Origin of the sequence: Pseudoxanthobacter sp. M-2, assembly GCF_046156265.1 — a bacterium.
In the GTDB taxonomy this organism is placed as follows: Bacteria; Pseudomonadota; Alphaproteobacteria; order Rhizobiales; family Segnochrobactraceae; genus CAMDHY01.
On record NZ_JAWDIR010000005.1, the window covers coordinates 1 to 17306 of the forward strand.

The 17306-nt window shown below is 71.1% G+C and carries 14 protein-coding genes; 5 read left to right on the forward strand and 9 right to left on the reverse strand.

Annotated elements, in window-relative coordinates; translation table 11 throughout:
• Positions 1-17: 17 nt before the first annotated feature.
• Positions 18-1070 carry an ABC transporter substrate-binding protein gene (locus RUR49_RS03375; protein WP_409144877.1) on the reverse strand — a complete coding sequence of 351 codons (1053 nt, stop codon included), beginning with the start codon at positions 1068-1070 and terminating at the stop codon, positions 18-20.
• Positions 1071-1198: 128 nt separating this feature from the next.
• Positions 1199-1747: a cupin domain-containing protein gene (locus tag RUR49_RS03380; protein WP_409144878.1), complete on the reverse strand. Its 549-nt coding sequence runs from the start codon at positions 1745-1747 to the stop codon at positions 1199-1201.
• A 152-nt stretch (positions 1748-1899) separates the two neighbouring features.
• Here RUR49_RS03380 and hisD point away from each other — a divergent pair, with 152 nt between their 5' ends.
• Complete coding sequence (hisD, locus tag RUR49_RS03385; RefSeq protein WP_409144879.1) at positions 1900-3198, forward strand: histidinol dehydrogenase; 1299 nt, start codon at positions 1900-1902, stop codon at positions 3196-3198.
• Between the two features lie 44 nt (positions 3199-3242).
• On the opposite strand, the gene RUR49_RS03390 is transcribed toward hisD, so the two are convergent.
• From RUR49_RS03390 to RUR49_RS03405, 4 genes are all read right to left on the reverse strand, one after another.
• The gene (locus RUR49_RS03390) at positions 3243-4202 is read right to left on the reverse strand and encodes a helix-turn-helix domain-containing protein (RefSeq protein WP_409144880.1); all 960 of its coding nucleotides are present in this window, start codon (positions 4200-4202) and stop codon (positions 3243-3245) included.
• Between the two features lie 130 nt (positions 4203-4332).
• On the reverse strand, positions 4333-5226 hold the full coding sequence (locus tag RUR49_RS03395; RefSeq protein ID WP_409144881.1) for a DeoR/GlpR family DNA-binding transcription regulator: 894 nt from the start codon (positions 5224-5226) through the stop codon (positions 4333-4335).
• Between the two features lie 488 nt (positions 5227-5714).
• Positions 5715-6659, reverse strand: a complete 945-nt coding sequence (locus RUR49_RS03400) for a phosphotransferase (RefSeq protein WP_409144882.1) — start codon at positions 6657-6659, stop codon at positions 5715-5717.
• Positions 6659-7615: a phosphotransferase family protein gene (locus tag RUR49_RS03405; protein ID WP_409144883.1), complete on the reverse strand. Its 957-nt coding sequence runs from the start codon at positions 7613-7615 to the stop codon at positions 6659-6661. Before RUR49_RS03405 ends, RUR49_RS03400 begins: the two co-directional genes overlap by 1 nt.
• Positions 7616-7925: 310 nt before the next feature.
• On the opposite strand from RUR49_RS03405, the gene RUR49_RS03410 reads away from it, so the two are divergent.
• Genes RUR49_RS03410 through RUR49_RS03420 form a run of 3 tightly spaced genes read left to right on the forward strand, consistent with a single transcriptional unit; the run spans position 7926 to position 12781 of the window.
• The gene (locus RUR49_RS03410; protein ID WP_409144884.1) at positions 7926-9326 is read left to right on the forward strand and encodes an amidase; all 1401 of its coding nucleotides are present in this window, start codon (positions 7926-7928) and stop codon (positions 9324-9326) included.
• Positions 9327-9361: 35 nt separating this feature from the next.
• A complete protein-coding gene (locus RUR49_RS03415; RefSeq protein ID WP_409144947.1) occupies positions 9362-10606 on the forward strand; it encodes an allantoate amidohydrolase in 1245 nt (414 codons plus the stop codon).
• Positions 10607-10636: 30 nt separating this feature from the next.
• On the forward strand, positions 10637-12781 hold the full coding sequence (locus tag RUR49_RS03420) for a N,N-dimethylformamidase beta subunit family domain-containing protein (protein ID WP_409144885.1): 2145 nt from the start codon (positions 10637-10639) through the stop codon (positions 12779-12781).
• A gap of 34 nt (positions 12782-12815) precedes the next feature.
• Here the strand turns inward: RUR49_RS03420 and RUR49_RS03425 are convergent, their stop codons facing one another.
• Both RUR49_RS03425 and hmgA read right to left on the reverse strand, forming a co-directional pair.
• Positions 12816-13826, reverse strand: coding sequence for a fumarylacetoacetate hydrolase family protein (locus RUR49_RS03425; protein WP_409144886.1), 1011 nt, complete (start codon positions 13824-13826; stop codon positions 12816-12818).
• Entirely contained in the window at positions 13823-15139 is a 1317-nt protein-coding gene (gene hmgA / locus RUR49_RS03430; protein WP_409144887.1) for a homogentisate 1,2-dioxygenase, read from the reverse strand. The genes RUR49_RS03425 and hmgA overlap by 4 nt, the downstream gene beginning before the upstream one ends.
• Before the next feature lie 127 nt (positions 15140-15266).
• Between hmgA and RUR49_RS03435 the strand changes: the two genes are divergently transcribed.
• Complete coding sequence (locus RUR49_RS03435) at positions 15267-15746, forward strand: MarR family winged helix-turn-helix transcriptional regulator (RefSeq protein ID WP_409144888.1); 480 nt, start codon at positions 15267-15269, stop codon at positions 15744-15746.
• A gap of 70 nt (positions 15747-15816) precedes the next feature.
• Here the strand turns inward: RUR49_RS03435 and hemN are convergent, their stop codons facing one another.
• A complete protein-coding gene (hemN, locus tag RUR49_RS03440) occupies positions 15817-17196 on the reverse strand; it encodes an oxygen-independent coproporphyrinogen III oxidase (protein WP_409144889.1) in 1380 nt (459 codons plus the stop codon).
• Between the last annotated feature and the right edge of the window lie 110 nt (positions 17197-17306).

Below are 17306 nucleotides of genomic sequence, written 5' to 3' on the forward strand. Positions count from 1 at the left end.
GCCGGGATGCGTCGCCGTTACTGGGCGAGCCAGGCGTTGAAGCGCTCGGTCAGCGCCTCGGAGTTGTCGATCCAGAAGTCGACGTCGAGCGAAACGGCGCCCTCGAGGTTCTTCGGATCGGTCGGCAGCTCGGGCTGCAGGTCGGCCGGCACCATTGCCGCGGCGTCCTTGTTGGGCAGGCCGTAGGCAACGAACGGCGGCAGCTTCGCCTGGTTCTCCGCCTTGCTGGCGAAGGCGATGAAGTCCATGCCGGCGTCCTTGTTCTCGGCGTCCTTGAGGATCACCCAGCTGTCGACGGCATAGATGCTACCCGGCCAGACCACCTTGAAGTTCTTGCCCTCGGTCTTGTTGATGCCGGAGATGCGGCCGTTGTAGGCGGCCGTCATCACCACTTCGCCGGAGGAGAGCAGCTGCAGCGGCTGCGCGCCGGACTCCCACCAGATCATGTGCGGCTTGATCTCGTCGAGCTTCTTGAAGGCGCGGTCGACGCCCTCCGGCGTGCCGAGCACGTCGTAGAGCTCATCGGGCGTCACGCCGTCGGCGAGCAGCGCGAACTCGAGGGCGTACTTGGCGCCCTTGCGCAGGCCGCGCTTGCCAGGGAACTTCTCGACATTCCAGAAGTCGGCCCAGGAGGCGGGAGCCTCCTTCAGCTTGTCGCCGTCATAGGCGAGCGCCGTCGTCCAGACGATCGCGCCGACGCCGCAGTCGCTGACGGCTGACGGCAGATAGAGGTCCTTGCCGCCGAGCTTGTCCCAGTCGAGCTGCTCGTACATGCCGTCGGCGCAGCCGAGCGCGAGCTCTTCGGCCTCCACCTGCACGACGTCCCAGTTCGGCTGGCCGGCCTTCACCTTGGCAGCGATGACGCCGTAGCCGCCGTCCCAGCTCTCGTCGAGCACCGGCTTGCCCGAGAGCTCGGCGAACGGCTTGAAGTAGATCTCGCGCTGGGCGTCCTGGTAGTTGCCGCCCCAGGAGACGACGGTGAGGTCGCGCGCCTCAGCAGCGGCGAGGCCGAAGCCGATCGTGCCGGCGAGCAAGGCGGCGAGCAGTTTGGTGGGTCGGGTGGTCGGCATCGCGGTGTCCCCTTCTTGTCGGCCGTCCGTTGGCGGAGGCCTCTGGTTGGAAGGCAATCATACTTGCAGGGAGAGGAAAGGCGCTCTCTTCGTCATGGTGAGAATTATCACCAGGGTCGTGTCGTGAATCAGTAAGTCGGTGGCGTGATCGCACTCAGGATCTCGCTCCGCCCATCGGCGACATTGCGGAAACGGTGCGGGATGCGGCTGTCGAAGTAGTAGCCGTCGCCCTCCTTCAGCACGCGCGCCTCGCTGCCGACGGTGAGCTCGACGGCGCCCCGCGTCACCATGCCAGCCTCCTGGGCGGCGTGCGAGAACGCCTCCCCCGTGTCGGCGCCGGGGGCGTAGGTCTCGTGCAGGACCAGCAGCTGCCGGTTCGGGTGGTTGACCCCGATCATCCGGTAGGAGATCGCGTCGACCTTGCCGATCTCCACGAATTCCGAAGCCGCGTAGAAGGGCGCATAGGGCAGGGCCGACTGCAGGTCGGAGAAGAAGCCGGTGAGCGTTGTGCCCAGCGCATCGAGGATGGCGGAGAGGGTGTCGATCGAGGGGCTCATGCGGTCGCGCTCGATCATCGAGATCGAGGAGTGCGAGATGCCCGAGCGGGCGGCGAGCTCGCGCACCCCGAGGCCGCGCCGCCGCCGCATCTCCTTCAGCTTCGCTCCGATCTGCGGCACCGCATCCCTCCCGCACCGACGAAGAGACTAGAAGCGGTCGAAATACTAGACAAGCCTCGTCGCGCCGATTGCCGCCCGGCCCGCCTCTCCCGATGCTCCCCGCCACGCGCCGCCGCTTCTCGCGCGGCCAACGGCTGAAAAGAGCACCCCTCATGTCGACCACGTCCTCCCGCCGTCCCGTCGGCGCCACCCACCTCAAGGCTCCCGCTCCCGACGCCGCCGGCGACACCGGCGCCATCGAGGCGACGGTGAAGCGCATCCTCGCCGACGTGAAGGCGCGCGGCGACGCGGCCGTCCGCGAGTACGCGAAGCAGTTCGACAAGGTGGACCTCGAGCGCTTCGAGGTCAGTGACGCCGAGCGCAAGAGCGCCGTCGCCGGCCTCGACCCGCAGACGCGCCGCGACACCGAGTTCGCCATCGAGCGGGTGCGCGCCTTCGCCGAGGCGCAGCGCGCGACGATCCTGCCGCTCGAGGTCGAGACGCTGCCGGGCCTGCACCTCGGTCACCGCGTCATCCCGATCGAGACCGTCGGCGCCTATGTGCCGGGCGGGCGCTACCCGATCCTCTCGGCGCCGGTGATGACGCTGGTGCCGGCGAAGGTGGCGGGCTGCGACACCGTCATCGCCTGCCTGCCGCCGACGGCACACGAGGCGATGATCGCCGGCTGCCACCTCTCGGGTGCCGACCGCATCTTCCGCGTCGGCGGCGCCCAGGCGATCGCCGCGATGGCCTTCGGCACCGAAACGATCCCGGGCGTCGACAAGATCGTCGGCCCCGGCAACGCCTACGTCAACGAGGCGAAGCGCCAGGTGTTCGGCCCCGTTGGCATCGACCAGCTCGCCGGCCCGAGCGAGATCTTCGTCGTCGCCGACGCGACCGCCGACGCCGAGATGATCGCGACCGACCTCCTCGCCCAGGCCGAGCACGACATCCACACCCGCGTCGGGCTGATCACCACCGATCGCGCTCTTGCCGAGGCGACGATCGCCGCCGTCGAGCGCCAGCTCGAGGGCCTTTCGACGGCGAACGTTGCCGGCCCGGCCTGGCGGTCGAACGGCGAAATCGTCGTCTGCGACAGCGAAGAGGCGATGATTGCCTATTCCGACTTCATCGCCGCCGAGCACCTGCAGGTGCACACGGCCGATTCCCACGCCACCGCTGCCAAGCTGCGCAACTACGGCTCGCTGTTCATCGGGCCGCTGTCGAGCGTCGTCTATTCCGACAAGTGCTGCGGCACCAACCATACCCTGCCGACGATGGCGGCCGCCCGCTACACCGGCGGCCTGTGGGTCGGCTCCTACGTGAAGGTGTGCACGCACCAGTGGCTCGACGAGCGCGGCGTTGCCGCCGTCGCGCCGCCGGCGATGCGCCAGTCGGCCACCGAGGGCATGGAGGGCCACCGCCGCGCCGCCGCCTTCCGGCTGTCGCGCGGGCAGCTTCTCGCCCGCTGAGGGGCAGGCGGCCGGACGAGAGCCCGGCCGCATCGCCGTTCGCCTCAGGCGGTGAGCGCCCGCTCGCGCACGTCGACGAGCGGGCGCACGGCGCCCGAGCGCGGCCGCCCGCCGGCCCGGCTCGCGCCGGCGGCGAGGCTGCGCTCCGCCCCGAGGCGCGCCTCGCTCGGCGGCATGCCGAAGTGCTGGTTGAAGCTGCGCGAGAAGTGCGAGGTGTTCTTGAAGCCGACGCGGTAGGCGATCTCCGAGATCGTCAGCGTCCCCTTCGGATCGCCGACCAGAAGCTCGTAGGCGCGCTGCAGCCGCTTGTTCTGGATGAACTGGCTCACCGTCGTCTGGTGGTCGGAGAACAGGCTGTAGAGGTAGCTGAGCGAAATGCGGTTGTCGGCGGCGATGCGGCGCGGGTTGAGGTCGACGTCGCCGAGCCGCGCCTCGATGTAGTCGAAGATGCGCCGCCGCAGCCGGTAGCGGGTCTGGCGCGCCGCGCCCTCGGCGTCGCGGTGCTCCGAGCCGATGACGAGGGCGAACATCGCCACCACTTCGGTCGCCAGCGCCTCCGGGTTCGGCGGGGCGTGCTCGGCGAAGGTGGCGGCGAGGCTGATGACGAGTTCGAGCGCCAGCTGCGCCATCTGCTTGTTGGGGGCGAAGCGGCCGCCGAGGTGCTCGTCGATCGCCGGCAGCCGGCCCCGCAGTTCGCCCGCCGGTAACCGCACCAGCCAGTGGAACAGGCCCTCATCGGCGGCGATCTCGCAGAATTCCGATCGGCTGAGCAGCACGTACTCGCCCGGCTCGACGACGCCGTTGCGGCCGGCATGGCTGAAATAGTGGCGGTGGCCGACCGGGATCACCAGCGCGATGGTGTCGTCCGGCTCGCGCTCGATCTCGGCGCGGTCACGGATGGCGTGGCGCTCGGTGCTGCGCACCAGCGTGATCGAGATGCGTCCGATGCGGCGCTCGTGGGAGACGGCGCGCGCCGGCCAGGGCGAGGTCGAGGCGATCGTCATCGGATGGACCTCCGGGCACGGGTTTGAGGATGGGCATGGCGGCCGCCGGCCGGGACGGCCGCGCACGGCGACCGGTCTCGGGGCCACTGTCCTGCGGTGGTGCGTTTCCCGGTCTTGGTCTTTGCGGTGGTCATGACTGCGCCCCGCGGGTTCCGGCGGCGAGCTCGCCCGCCGCCTCGTCGCCGCTCGCCAGCACCACCTCGACGCTTGCTCGCTCCAGCGTGCGCGCCAGCGTGCCGGCGGGCCGCTGGTCGGTGACGACCTTGTCGATCTCGTCCCAGGGGGCGTAGACCGACAGCGCCGGCTGGTTGAACTTGCTGTGGTCGGCGACGATGATCGATTCCGCCGAGCGGGCGATCATCGCGCGGAACACCGCCGCCGCCTCGTCGTCGGCCTCGTTGGCGCCGTGCAGGCCGATGCCGGTGGCGCCGACGATGGCGCGGTTCGCCTCGAAGCCGGCCAGATGCGCGACTGTCTGCGCGCCATAGACGTAGGCGTCGCGGCCGTTGAAGCGGCCGGGGCAGACGAGCACGCGGATCGCCGGGTTGGTGGCGAGCGTCGTGGCGATGTTGAAGGCGTGGGTGATGACGGTGATGTGGGTCTGGCGCGCCGCCAGGTGCCGGGCGACCTGCAGCGTCGTCGAGCCGGCGCCCATCATCAACACCTCGTCGGCGCCGATCATGTCGGCGACGGCGGCGCCGATGGCGCGCCGCTCGGCCACCAGCATCCGCTCGCGCTCGCCGAGCGCCGGCTCCAGCGCGAAGGGGCGCGCCGCGCCGCCATAGGTGCGGTTGATCAGGCCGCGCTCGCCGAGCTCGACGAGATCGCGCCGGATCGTCTCGCCGGAAACACCGAGATGGGAGGCGAGCTCGGAGGCGCGCAACAGCGGCGAGGCGCTGAGCTCGGCCATGATGCGGGCCTGCCGGGCCGTCTTGCCCAGCCGGTGCGCCGGCCGCTCGTGCCGGCCGAGGACCTCATCCGGGTCGGTCTCGACGATCGTCGGCTTGAATCCGGGCTCGACCACGGGACGGCCTCCTGGCGCAGCACAGGCCCGCCTCGAGGGCTGCTCCGGAACGCGGACGCACGGGATCCCTGTCGCAAGGACGGCGGCGCGAGCCACTCCCTGCGATGCGGAATACCGATCGCGTGCTGAATTCCGAGGCGTGCCGCAAAGGCAGGCACAATGAGTGTGTCGCAAGATGTGGAACTTGTCCACATCGAACGTGGAGGGACGCACGATTTATGTGGGAGATGCGGCAGATGGCGGCGGAGGTTGTGGCGCTGGTCGCCGACTCGCGCATCGGTGGCGGCTTCCACGCGCGCGCGGGCAGCCGTTCAACCCCGATCGACGATGTGTCGTGGGAAAGGTGGTGGCTGAGACTCCGTCGGGGGAGGGGCTATCACCGCCCGACTGGGGCGAACAGTCTGTGGACAGATAGTTGCTCTAAGCTCCACACTTTGTGGAACCTTCCACAGTCTGCTCGGGTCCGCCCCCTCAGCAGGGTGCCACGCTCAGAGCTTCCTGAGCCAGGCGTCCCAGCGGTAGTCGTGGATCATGTCGCGGGCGCGCATGTATTTCCACACGCCATACTTCTGGTAGTCGAAGTCCCAGCTGTTGAGCTTGCGGTTGACGATCGCCCACGACGCCCACTTGATGTCGGCGAGCGCCCGGCAGACCATCACACGGGCGAACATCTGCGGCTTCACCTCGCCGTAGTACTGCTCGATCAGCTGTTCCGTCAGCGCCTCGTCGTAGAACATCTCGGCGAAGAGGACGCCGAGCTCATAGGCGCGCTCGTTGTTGGAAGCGAACTCGTAGTCGATGAGCCGCATCGACTCCCCCGAACGGACGAGGAAGTTGCCGGGCATCGGGTCGTTGAAGCAGGGCACGAGGTCGATGCCCGACGCGAGCATCGCCGCCTTCGCGCGTCGGTACTGGTGGTCGAGCCAGGCGAAGTCCTCGGGCAGGTGGCTGCCGAGTTCGTGCGCCTGCTCGAAGTGCTCCTCGATCATGTCGAAGATCGTCTTCGTCAGCGAGAGCTTCGGGCCGCCGTGCAGGCGGCGGTAGAGGTCCATCACCGCGCCCTGCACGTCCGCCACCTGGAAATCGGCGTTGGTGCAGGTGTGGTAGCCCTCGAGGAACTCCGCCACCTCGACACCGTCGGCCGGGTCGAAGAACACCACCTCCGGCCCGAGCCCCAAGGCGTGGGCGTTGCGCGCCGCCTCGTTGGCGGCGAGCCGGTCGATGAACATCTCGCTGCCCTTGCCGGGCACCTTGACGAAGTAGGCGCGCGGGTCGCCGTCGATGCGCACCCGCCAGTTCTTGTTCATCAGCCCGCCGACCAGCATGGCGTAGCGCACCTCGCGCCCGCGCCAGCCACCGATGCGGCCGACCACCGCCTCGAGATCCATCTCGTCGGGGTTCGTGGCCTCGCCGAGGCGCCGCTCGCTCGCCATCAGACCCTCCTCAGGCGCTCGGCGAAGCGCGTCTCGCGCACGCCGATCCGGCAGCGCACGAAGCGCCAGCTCGCATATTTGTGGAATTCCAGCGTCTTGCGGGGCGACACCGCGGCCGTCAGGCAGCCGAGCAGCCCCCAGCGCAGGTCGTCGGCGATGCCGTAGAGCCAGGCCCGGTTGAACGCCGCCTCGTCGAAACCGCCGGTCAGCCGCGCGAAGGTGTCGCGCGCCTCCGGCTCGAAGGCGTGTGCCTCGATCAGGAACGAGCCGAGGTCTTCCAGCGGATCGGCGTTGGTCGCCCGGTCGAAGTCGACGAGACGAACGGCGCCGCTCTCGTGCAGCATGATGTTGGAGACGTTGCCGTCGCCGTGGATCGGCACCGGCGCGCCGGCGGCGGGCCGGATCGCCTCGGCGGCGAGCCGCAGGCTGTCGACCATCCACTCGGTATCGCTCGGGATCGCCGCATCGCTCTCGCGGCAGCCGGCATAGAAGCGCTCGATCTCCGCGAACACGCCCTCGGTGCGCGGCAGTGCCGGCAGCGCCTGGAAGGCGCGGCGGGTCTCCAGCACCCGGTCGAGCGTGGCGGCGTCGTACATCGCCTCCAAGGTCGCCGTACGCCAGCCCTCGGTGAGGTCCTCCATCACCAGCACGCCGGCCTCGGCGTCGGCGAGCAGCACCTTCGGCCCGAGCCTCGCCTCGCCGGCGGCTGTGGCGGCCGCGAAGGCGCAGTCGAAGTCGATGGTGGCGCGGCCGTCCGGCGCCATCAGCTTGACGAACAGGGTCTCGCCCGCCGCGTCGCGCACGCGCAGCGGCGCGGCGTCGGCGCCGCGCCAGCTCGGCGAGGCGAGCACCGGGATCGCCGCCTCCACCGTCACCGGCCGGTCCGCCCACCCGGGCACCGCGGCCAGCGCCGCCGCGACGCGGGCGGCGTCGCTCGTCTCCTCGCTCAAGTCCATCTCCTCGCCCGTCTCGTTCCGCCGTCGCGCCGGCGCGCGGCCGATGCCCGAGGCACCGGCCGGCGCACCGCGTCATGCCAGTGTCACTGTCGCGAGGAACGCCGGCAAGCGGGATGCCTGCCGCTCCACTTTCTCTTTGCCGAGAGATTTGGCGGCTACCGGCCCTCTCTCGCGCACCGATAATCGCCCGGCACCGAGCGGAGAGGCGGCCCTGCCCGCCGCAGTCGACCCGACGCCCGCCCCGTTTCACGCCCTCGCCGCCGGTCGGGGACGCCACAGCTCCCCGGAGTGTCCCGATGAGTGCCCGCCGATGACCGCCCACGACCTCGCCGCCTTCAGCGCCGGCAGCCTTACGGATGCCTATCAGCGGGGCGCGCTGTCGCCGGTCGAGGTGCTGGAGGCGACGCTCGCCCACACCGAGGCGGTCAACCCGGTCGTCAACGCGCTGTTCTCCGTGCGGCCGGAGGAGGCGAGGGCGGCCGCCCGCGCGTCCGAGACCCGCTGGCGCGCCGGCACGCCGCTCGGCCCCCTCGACGGCGTACCGACGACGGTCAAGGACAGCGTGGCGATGGTCGGCTGGCCCTACTTCCACGGAATCGGCGCCAACCGCGACGCGCCGGCCTCCACCTTCGATTCCCCGCCCGCCGCCCGCCTGAAGGAGGGTGGCGCCGTCATCTTCGCCAAGACGACGATGCCCGACGGCGGCCTGCTCGCCGCCGGCGTCTCCTCGCTGTTCGGCATCACCCGCAATCCCTGGGGCCTCGCCTTCAACACCGGCGGCTCCAGCGCCGGCGCCGGCGCCTCGCTCGCCTGCGGCCTCGGCGTCGTTTCGGTCGGCTCCGACATCGCCGGCTCGGTCCGCCTGCCGGCCGGCCATTGCGGCCTCGCCGCCCTGAAGCCGACGCAGGGCCGCATCGCCCACCTGTCGTCCGACATCATGCGCTCCGCCGGCCCGATGGGGCGCACGATCGGCGACATCGCGGCGATGCTCACCGTCATCGGCCAGCCCGACAGCCGCGACGCCTGGTGCCTGCCGGGCGAGGGCATCGCCTACCAGGACCGCCTCGACCGCGACCTCACCGGCGTGCGCATCGGCGTCCTCACCGACATGGGCTTCGGCCCGAAGGCGGAGGCGGCCGTCATCGCCGTGGTGGAGGCGGCCGGCCGCGCGCTCGCCGGGATGGGCGCCATCGTCGAGCCGATGCCGGCGCTGATGGACTTCGACGCCTATGCCGCCATCGACCGCGTGCTGCAGGTACGCGGCCTCGCCGAATACCGCGCGCTGCCGCCCCACGGCCCGGGCGACGTCACGGCGACCGTGTTCGACTGGTGCAAGCCGGCCGAGCACTACACGGCACTCGATCAGAGCGCCGCCATGCTGGAGATCGCCCGCATCCGCGCCCGCGTCTTCGCTGCCTGCGACGGCTTCGACTACGTCATCTCGCCGACGCTGCCGATGGTGAACTTCGCCGCCGAGGCACCGTGCGTCGATCCGGCGGTGCCGCTCGGCCACGCCACCTTCACCGCCCTGTTCAACCAGACCGGCCAGCCCGCCTCCTCCGTCTGCTTCGGCTTCGACGACCGCCGCCTGCCGATCGGCGTCCAGGTCGTCGGCCAGCGCTTCGACGATCTCGGCGTCCTGCAGGTCAGCCGGGCGCTGGAGACGGCCCGGCCGGCACCGATGGACTGGCCGGTCGAGCCGCGGGCGTGAGCGCGGCGGAAACGGGAGAACGTGCCGTGGCCAAGATGATCGGCGACGACCTCCGGGCCGAGTTCCACCGCCTGTTCGCGGCGATGGCCAAGATCGGCGCGACACCCGCGGGCGGCGTCCGCCGGCTGACCGGCACGCCCGAAGACGGGGTCGCCCGCGATCTCCTCGCCGAAACGTTCACCGCCGCCGGCGCCGAGGCGATCGCAGACACCGTCGGCAACCAGTTCGGCCTGTTCCGGCTGCCCGGCGCCGGCGACACCGCCGTGCTCTGCGGCTCCCATCTCGACAGCCAGCCGACCGGCGGCAAGTTCGACGGCACCTACGGCGTGCTCGCGGCGCTGGTCGCCGCGCAGGCGGTGCAGGCCCGGCTTGCCGCCGAGGGGCGCACCGCGAGCCACCACCTCGCCGTCGTCAACTGGACGAACGAGGAGGGCGCGCGCTTCCAGCCGAGCCTCACCGGCAGTTCCGTCTTCATCGGCTCGCTCACGGCCGAAGCGGCGCTGGCGCTGGCGGACGGCGACGGCGTCACCCTCGGCGCGGCGCTCGACGCGATCGGCTGGCGGCGCCACGGAGCGCTGCCCGTCCGCCCCGTCCGCGCGGTCGAGCTCCACGTCGAGCAGGGCGCCGTGCTGGAGACCGCCGGCGTGCCGATCGGCCTCGTCACCGGCGCCTGGGCGACCCGCAAGCTCTGCCTCGCCTTCATCGGCGAGCCCTCCCACACCGGCCCGACGCCGATGGCGCGCCGCCAGGACGCGCTGCGCGCCGCCGCCCGCGCCATCGAGGCCCTCTACGGCATCGTCGAGGCGGACGGGAAGGGCGCCCACGCCTCCGCCGCGCGCCTGACGATCGCGCCCAACTCGCCGAACGTGGTGGCGAGCGAGGTGCGCGTCTGGTTCGAGCTCCGCCACCCGGAGCAACCGGTTGTCGACGACATGGCGGAGCGCTTCCTCGCCGCCGCCACTGCGGCGGTCGCCCCGCTCGGCGTCGCGGTGGAGACCGCGATCGACGAGCGCCGGCCGGCGCTGCCGTTCGATGCGGCCGGTGTCGAGACGGTCCGCGCCGCCGCGGCGTCCCTCGGCCTCGCCGCCACGGAGATGATGACGGTCGCCGGCCACGACGTGCTGGCGCTGCAGCGCAAGATGCCGGGCACGCTGATCTTCGTGCCGAGCGAGGGCCTCAGCCACAACGAGCGCGAGTTCACCAAGGCCGCCGATCTCGATCGCGGCCTCGACGTGCTCGCCGAGACGCTCTGGCGGATGGTCACTGCCGCCAACGTCTGACCCGCCGAGAACAAACCGAGGAGCGCCACGATGGACTTCCAGGCTTACTTCGAGGAGTGGTCCCGCCGCCCCGGCGACACCGTGCGCATGGCCGTCAGCACGGCCCACCCAGAGGTGAAGGCGCGCTTCGTCCGCGTCGTCACCGGCCCCGGCGCCAAGGGCGAGCAGAAGGTCGGCACGGTCGAATTCCCAGCCGTGCTCGACACCACCTTCGCCGGCCGCGAGCAGACGACCGTCGTCGGCTCCTATGCCCGCCTGCCGCTGCCGCCTGCCGGCTGGACCGACGCCCTCACCATCCACTGCTGGATCTGGCCGACGGTGCCCGAGCGGCCGCAGGCGCAGACGGTGTGGTCGCTTCCCGGCCTCAGCCTCGTCGTCTCCAATGGCGGGCTCACGGTCATCGCCGGCGGCGCCGTCGCCGCCACCGTCACCGGCCTGCGCGGCCGCGCCTGGTATTCGGTCACCGTCTCCGCCGGTCCGGCCGGGATCGCGCTCGACGTGTCCGAGGTCGGCGCGCTCGTCGGCGGCACCTTCTCCGCCAAGGGCGCCGGCGCCGCACCCGCGGCCGCGTCTGAGCTCCTGCTGTCCGCCTCCGACATCGACGCGACCGGCTCGCCCGTCGCCCCCTTCAACGGCAAGATCGACAGCCCGCGCCTCTTCGCGGCCGTCGTCTCGCCGTCGGACCTCGGCGCCGGCGGCGACCCCGTGCCGCCGATCGCCGCCTGGAAGTTCGGCGCCGACTGGGCCTCCCGCACGATCGCGGTCGCCGCCGGCCAGTGCCCGCCCGGCGAGATCGTCAACGGCGCCGAGCGCGGCGTCACCGGCCACAGCTGGGACGGCGAGAGTGACAGTTTCGCCGAGGTGCCCGAGCAGTACGCCGCGCTGCAGTTCCACGACGACGACATGGTCGATTCCAACTGGGATTACGACCTCGAGTTCACGCTTCCCGCCGACCTGAAGAGCGGCCTCTACGCGGTGCGGCTGGAGGCCGGCGGCAAGGTCGACCACTGGCCGCTGTTCGTCATGGGGGCGAAGGGGGAGAAAGCGCCGGTCCTCTTCCTGCTTCCGACCAACACGCTGCTCGCCTACGCCAACGACCACCTGGCGAACCTCGATTTCTCCTCGGTGATGCCGCACGAGAAGGTGGTGCCGGCCGAGGAGGAGTACCTCTTCCACCACAAGGAGCCCGGCCGCTCCTGCTACGACACCCATTCCGACGGCAGCCCGGTGCGCTACTCCTCGCGCCGCCGGCCGATCTTCAACATCCGCCCGGGCTTCCCGAACTGGTTGACCGGCTCCTACCGCCATTTCTCCGTCGACGTCTACTTCGTCGAGTTCCTCGAGAAGCTCGGCGAGGGCTGGCACATCGCCACCGACGAGGACCTCGAGCGCGAGGGCGTCGAGTTTCTTTCGAACTACAAGGTCGTGCTGACCGGCTCCCACCCCGAATACTGGACGCAGATCGGCCGCGCCGCCATGGACGGCTACCTTCGCGCCGGCGGGCGGCTCATGTATCTCGGCGGCAACGGCTTCTACTGGGTGACGAGCCGCGATCCCGAGCGGCCGTGGGTCATCGAGGTGCGCCGCGACAACTCCGGCACGCGCTGCTGGGACGCGCCCTATGGCGAGCGCATGCACGTGATGACGGCGGAGGCCGGCGGCCTCTGGCGCAATCGCGGCAAGGGCCCGAACAAGCTCGTCGGCCTCGGCTTCGCCGCCGAGGGCTGGTCGAAGGCGGCCGGCTACCGCCGCCATCCCGCGAGCTACGAGGGGGTGGGAAAGGTCTTCTTCGCCGGTATCGGGGAGGAGGTGGTCGGCGACTTCGGCCACATCCTCGACGGTGCTGCCGGCGACGAGGTCGACCGCTACGACGTCAAGCTCGGCAGCCCGGCCCACGCCACCGTGCTCGCCACCTCCACTCCCCTCGGCAACGAGTACCAGCTCGTCATCGAGGACCAGATCCTGGCGCTCCCCGAGCAGGGCGGCGCCCAGCGGCCGGACGCGGTCCGCGCCGACATCGTCTACTTCCCCGTCGGCGACAAGGGCGGCGCGGTGTTCTCGGTCGGCTCGATCACCTGGGCCGGCTCGATGGCCTGGAACGACTTCGACAACAACACCGCGAAGCTGACGGAAAACGTCGTTCGGGCCTTCATCAGGGACGACCTGCCGGCCTGAGCGCCCCGAGAGGGCTCGAGGCCGGCAGCCGGCCTCAGCCCCGCTCCACCACCTGCTCGATCGCGCCGAAGATCGAGTGGCCGGCCTTGTCCTTCATCTCGATGCGCACCGTGTCACCGAAGGCGAGGAACGGCGTCTTCGGCGCGCCGGAGAGGATCGTCTCGACCGTGCGCTGCTCGGCGAGGCAGGAGTAGCCGACGCCGCCGTCGGCGATCGGCAGGCCGGGCCCGCCGTCGGCGCCCTTGTTGGAGACGGTGCCGGAGCCGACGATCGCGCCGGCCGACAGCGGCCGCGTCTTCGCCGCGTGGGCGACGAGGGTCGGGAAGTCGAAGGTCATGTCGACGCCCGCCTCGGCCCGGCCGAACGGCTTGTCGTTCAGCGTCACGAGCAGCGGCAGCGACAGCTTCTCGCCGTTCCACGCGCCCTCGAGTTCGTCGGGCGTGACGGCGACCGGCGAGAACGCCGAGGACGGCTTCGACTGGAAGAAGCCGAAGCCCTTGCCGAGCTCGGCCGGGATGAGGTTCCTCAGCGACACGTCGTTGACGAGCATCAAAAGCCGGACGGCGGAGCCCGCCACCGCGCGGTCGGCCCCCATCGGCACGTCGCCGACTACCACCGCCACCTCGGCCTCGAAGTCGATGCCGTAGTCCTCGCTCGCCATGCGGATCGGCTCGCGGGGGCCGAGAAAGGCGTCGGAGCCGCCCTGGTACATCAGGGGGTCGGTCCAGAAGCTTTCCGGCATCTCGGCGCCGCGCGCCTTCCGGACGAGTTCGACGTGATTCACATAGGCCGAGCCGTCCGCCCACTGGTAGGCGCGCGGCAAGGGCGACAGCGCGTCGTGCTCGTGGAAGCGCTCGCTCGGCACGGCGCCGAGTTCGAGATCGTGGGCGAGGTCGGCGAGCCGCGGCGCCGCGTGCTCCCAGTCGTCCAGCGCCGCCTGCAGCGTCGCCGCGATCGGCCGGGCGGAGATGCAGCGGGTGAGGTCCCGCGACACGACGACGAGCATGCCGTCGCGGGTGCGGTCGCGCAGGGTGGCGAGCTTCATGCGGGGTTCCACTCCGGGCGGGCGGGATCGAAGTTGCGGTCGAGGCCGTCCCAGCAGGCGGCGTAGTCGGGCTGCAGGGTCGGCAGGCGGGCGGCGAACTCGGTCAGTTGCTGGGCGTAGCGGGTCTCGAACATGAAGGCCATCGTACCGGAAAGCTTCACCGGCTTCAGGTCCGCTGTGCTCGCTTTCATAAACGCTTCCGTGTCCGGCCCGTGCGGCAGCATGCAGTTGTGCAGGCTCATGCCGCCCGGCACGAAGCCGGTCTCCTTGGCATCGTAGCGGCCGTAGATGAGCCCCATGAACTCGCTCATGATGTTCATGTGGTACCAGGGTGGCCGGAACGAGTGTTCCGCCACCATCCACCGCTCCGGGAAGATGACGAAGTCGATGTTCGCCGTCCCGGCCTCGCCGGATGGCGCCGTCAGCACCGTGAAGATCGACGGGTCGGGGTGGTCGAACAGCAGCGCGCCGACCGGCGAGAAGGTCCTGAGGTCGTATTTGTACGGCGCGTAGTTGCCGTGCCAGGCGATGACGTCGAGCGGCGAGTGGCCGATGTCCGTGACGTGGAAGGCGCCGCACCACTTCACCGTCAGCCGGCAGGGCGTTTCCTTGTCCTCGTAGGCGGCGACCGGCGTCTTGAAGTCGCGCGGGTTGGCGAGGCAGTTGGCACCGATCGGGCCGCGCTCCGGCAGGGTGAACTTCGCCCCGTAGTTCTCGCAGACATAGCCGCGCGACGGGCCGCCGAGGGGCTCCACCTTGAACTTCATGCCGCGCGGGATGATGGCGATGTCGCCGGCGCCGATCTCCATCAGGCCGAGCTCGGTGAACAGCCTGAGCGCCCCCGTCTCCGGCACGATCAGGAGCTCGCCGTCGGCGTTGTAGAAATAGTCGTCCACCATCGGCGCGGTGACGAGGTAGACGTGCGCGGCCATGCCGGTCTGGGTGTAGACGTCGCCGGCCGTCGTCATCGTCCTCATTCCGGTGACGAAGGTGAGCGCCTCGTCGGGCATCGGCACCGGGTCCCAGCGGAACTGCGCGAGCGGCAGGCCGTGGCGGACGATGTGCGGCGCCGTCTTCCAGTGCGGCACCTCGATCTCGCGGAACTGGGTGGCGTGGCGCACCGACGGCCGCATCCGGTAGAGCCAGGAGCGCTCGTTCTGGCCGCGCGGCGCCGTGAACGGCGAGCCCGAGAGCTGCTCGGCATAGAGCCCGTAGGCGCAGCGCTGCGGCGAGTTCTGGCCCTGCGGCAGGGCACCCGCCACCGCCTCCGTCTCGAAGTCGTTGCCGAAGCCCGGCATGTAGCTGAGCGCCATCGCGTCCTCCGTCCCGTCCGTCGAACCGCTCCCGCCGCGACCCTTGCGGGCGGGCGATCCGGCGCGCTATCGTTCCGGAAGATATCATCTCATCTGCAACGATCGTCAAGCCGGGAGGGCGCGCGCGGTGACCGACGGGGAGGGGCCCGGCCTCGATCTCGACCGCTTCCTGCCCTACCAGGTCAGCCTGCTGGCGGCCCGGCTGAGTGCCGCGCTGTCACGCGTCTATGCCGAGCGCTTCGGCATCTCGATCCCGGAGTGGCGGGTGATCGCCCACCTGTCGCAGCACCGCAAGGTGTCGGTGCGCGAGGTGCAGGCGCGCGTCGGCATGGACAAGTCGAAGGTCAGCCGCGCCGCCGCGCGCCTGGAAACCGCCGGCCTCGTCGAGAAGCGCGTCAACCCCGGCGACCGCCGCCTCGTCGAGCTGTCGCTGACCCGCAAGGGCCGCCGGCTGTTTGCCGAGATCGCGCCGCTGGCGCTCGCCTTCGAGGCCGATCTCGTCGCCGCCCTGCCACCGGCGGAGGCCCAGGCCTTCCGCACCGCGGTCGCCGCGCTGCTCGCCCGCACCGAGGGCGTGGCAGTCTCCCCCGAGAGTAGCGAGGGCTAGACAAGGCCGCCGGCTCGACCATTCATTGCATCGTCAACGAACGGTCCCGCGGGCGCCGATTCCTCCCCGCTCACACCGCTGCGGCGTGGCGCTGCGGCACGTCGCGGCGATAGCCGTCGAAGACCGCGCAGACGTGGCGCACGAAGGCGCGCGCCTCCACCGGAATCGCGAGCTTCCAGCCTGTGCGCACCACGAGGCCGTCGGCCGCCAGCCGGTCGATCGCCGGCAGCGAGGGGGCGAACCGCGACGGGCAGCGCCGGTGCGCCACCGCCACCTCGGCGAGGTCGACCGCGAGCGAGCACATCAGCCGCTCGATCACCGCCGCGTCGAGGCGGGTGTCGGCGTCGACCTCGGCGCCGCGCGCAGTGGCGAGATGGCCCTCGCGGATCGCGGTGCGCCACGGTCCGACGGTGGCGTGATTCTGCACATAGCCGCCCGGCCGGCCGACGCCGCCCGGCAGCGAGCCGATCGCCGACGGCCCGAAGGCGACAAGCGCCGAGGCGCGATCGGTTGTGTAGCCCTGGAAGTTGCGGTGCAGGTCGCCCTCGGCCGCGGCCAGCGCCAGCGGGTCGTCCGGGCGGGCGAAGTGGTCGAGACCGACGAGCACGTAGCCGGCAGCCTTCAGCTCCGCGGTGCTGCGCTCGGCGAAGGCGAGCCGCTCCTCCGTCGAGGGCAGGGCCGCCTCGGGGATCAGCGCCTGGTTGCGCTTCATCCACGGCACGTGGGCGTAGCCGAACAGGGCGATGCGGTCCGGCGCCATCGCCACAACCGCGTCCAGCGTGCGCGAGAAGCCGTCCGGCGTCTGGTAGGGCAGGCCGTAGACGAGGTCGACATTGACGCCGGCAACGCCGGCGGCCCGCAGACCCGCGATCGCCCCCCGCGTCTCCTCCACCGTCTGGATGCGCCCGATCGCCTTCTGCACGACGGGATCGAAGTCCTGCACACCGACGCTCGCCCGGTTGACCCCAAGCGCGCGGAAGGCGGCGAGATGCTTTTCGCCGACCCGCCGCGGGTCGATCTCGACCGCGATCTCGGCGTCGGGGCGGATGTCGAAGCGCTCCTTCAGGAGGGATCCGATCCACTCCATGTCGGCGCCCGACAGCGTCGTCGGCGTGCCGCCGCCCCAGTGGATGTGGCTGACCGGGCGCCGAACGCCGCCGCGGCCGGCCAGGCGATCGGCGACCAGGCCGATCTCGAGCGCCAGCACCTCGACGAAATCGGCGACGGGGCCGTAGCGCTTCACCGCCGTCGTCGTGCAGCCGCAGTAGTGGCAGAGCTCGGCGCAAAACGGCACGTGCAGATAGAGCGAAAGATCGGTCTCCGCCGGCAGCGCGTCGAGCCAGGCGCTGTACGTGCCGGCGTCCACATCGGGACCGAACTCGGCGGCCGTCGGGTAGCTCGTGTAGCGGGGCAGCTTCGCGGAGGCGTAGCGGGCGGCGTTGCGGACCATGGGGACCTCCGCGTCGGCGAGGACCGACGGCCCCGGCAGGGCGCCGTCGCAGGCACGGCGCAGGATCGCGCCGTCACCATCCTCGAGAGGCTCCGGCCGCGCGGCACTCC

Excerpts from the sequence above, each read along its gene's own strand:
- RUR49_RS03400 (WP_409144882.1), bottom strand. The coding sequence starts at position 6,659 with ATGGCGAGCGAGCGGCGCCTCGGCGAGGCCACGAACCCCGACGAGATG.
- RUR49_RS03390 (WP_409144880.1), bottom strand. The coding sequence starts at position 4,202 with ATGACGATCGCCTCGACCTCGCCCTGGCCGGCGCGCGCCGTCTCCCAC.
- RUR49_RS03375 (WP_409144877.1), bottom strand. The coding sequence starts at position 1,070 with ATGCCGACCACCCGACCCACCAAACTGCTCGCCGCCTTGCTCGCCGGC.
- hmgA (WP_409144887.1), bottom strand. The coding sequence starts at position 15,139 with ATGGCGCTCAGCTACATGCCGGGCTTCGGCAACGACTTCGAGACGGAG.
- hemN (WP_409144889.1), bottom strand. The coding sequence starts at position 17,196 with ATGGTCCGCAACGCCGCCCGCTACGCCTCCGCGAAGCTGCCCCGCTAC.
- RUR49_RS03410 (WP_409144884.1), top strand. The coding sequence starts at position 7,926 with ATGACCGCCCACGACCTCGCCGCCTTCAGCGCCGGCAGCCTTACGGAT.
- hisD (WP_409144879.1), top strand. The coding sequence starts at position 1,900 with ATGTCGACCACGTCCTCCCGCCGTCCCGTCGGCGCCACCCACCTCAAG.
- RUR49_RS03420 (WP_409144885.1), top strand. The coding sequence starts at position 10,637 with ATGGACTTCCAGGCTTACTTCGAGGAGTGGTCCCGCCGCCCCGGCGAC.
- RUR49_RS03405 (WP_409144883.1), bottom strand. The coding sequence starts at position 7,615 with ATGGACTTGAGCGAGGAGACGAGCGACGCCGCCCGCGTCGCGGCGGCG.
- RUR49_RS03415 (WP_409144947.1), top strand. The coding sequence starts at position 9,362 with ATGATCGGCGACGACCTCCGGGCCGAGTTCCACCGCCTGTTCGCGGCG.
- RUR49_RS03425 (WP_409144886.1), bottom strand. The coding sequence starts at position 13,826 with ATGAAGCTCGCCACCCTGCGCGACCGCACCCGCGACGGCATGCTCGTC.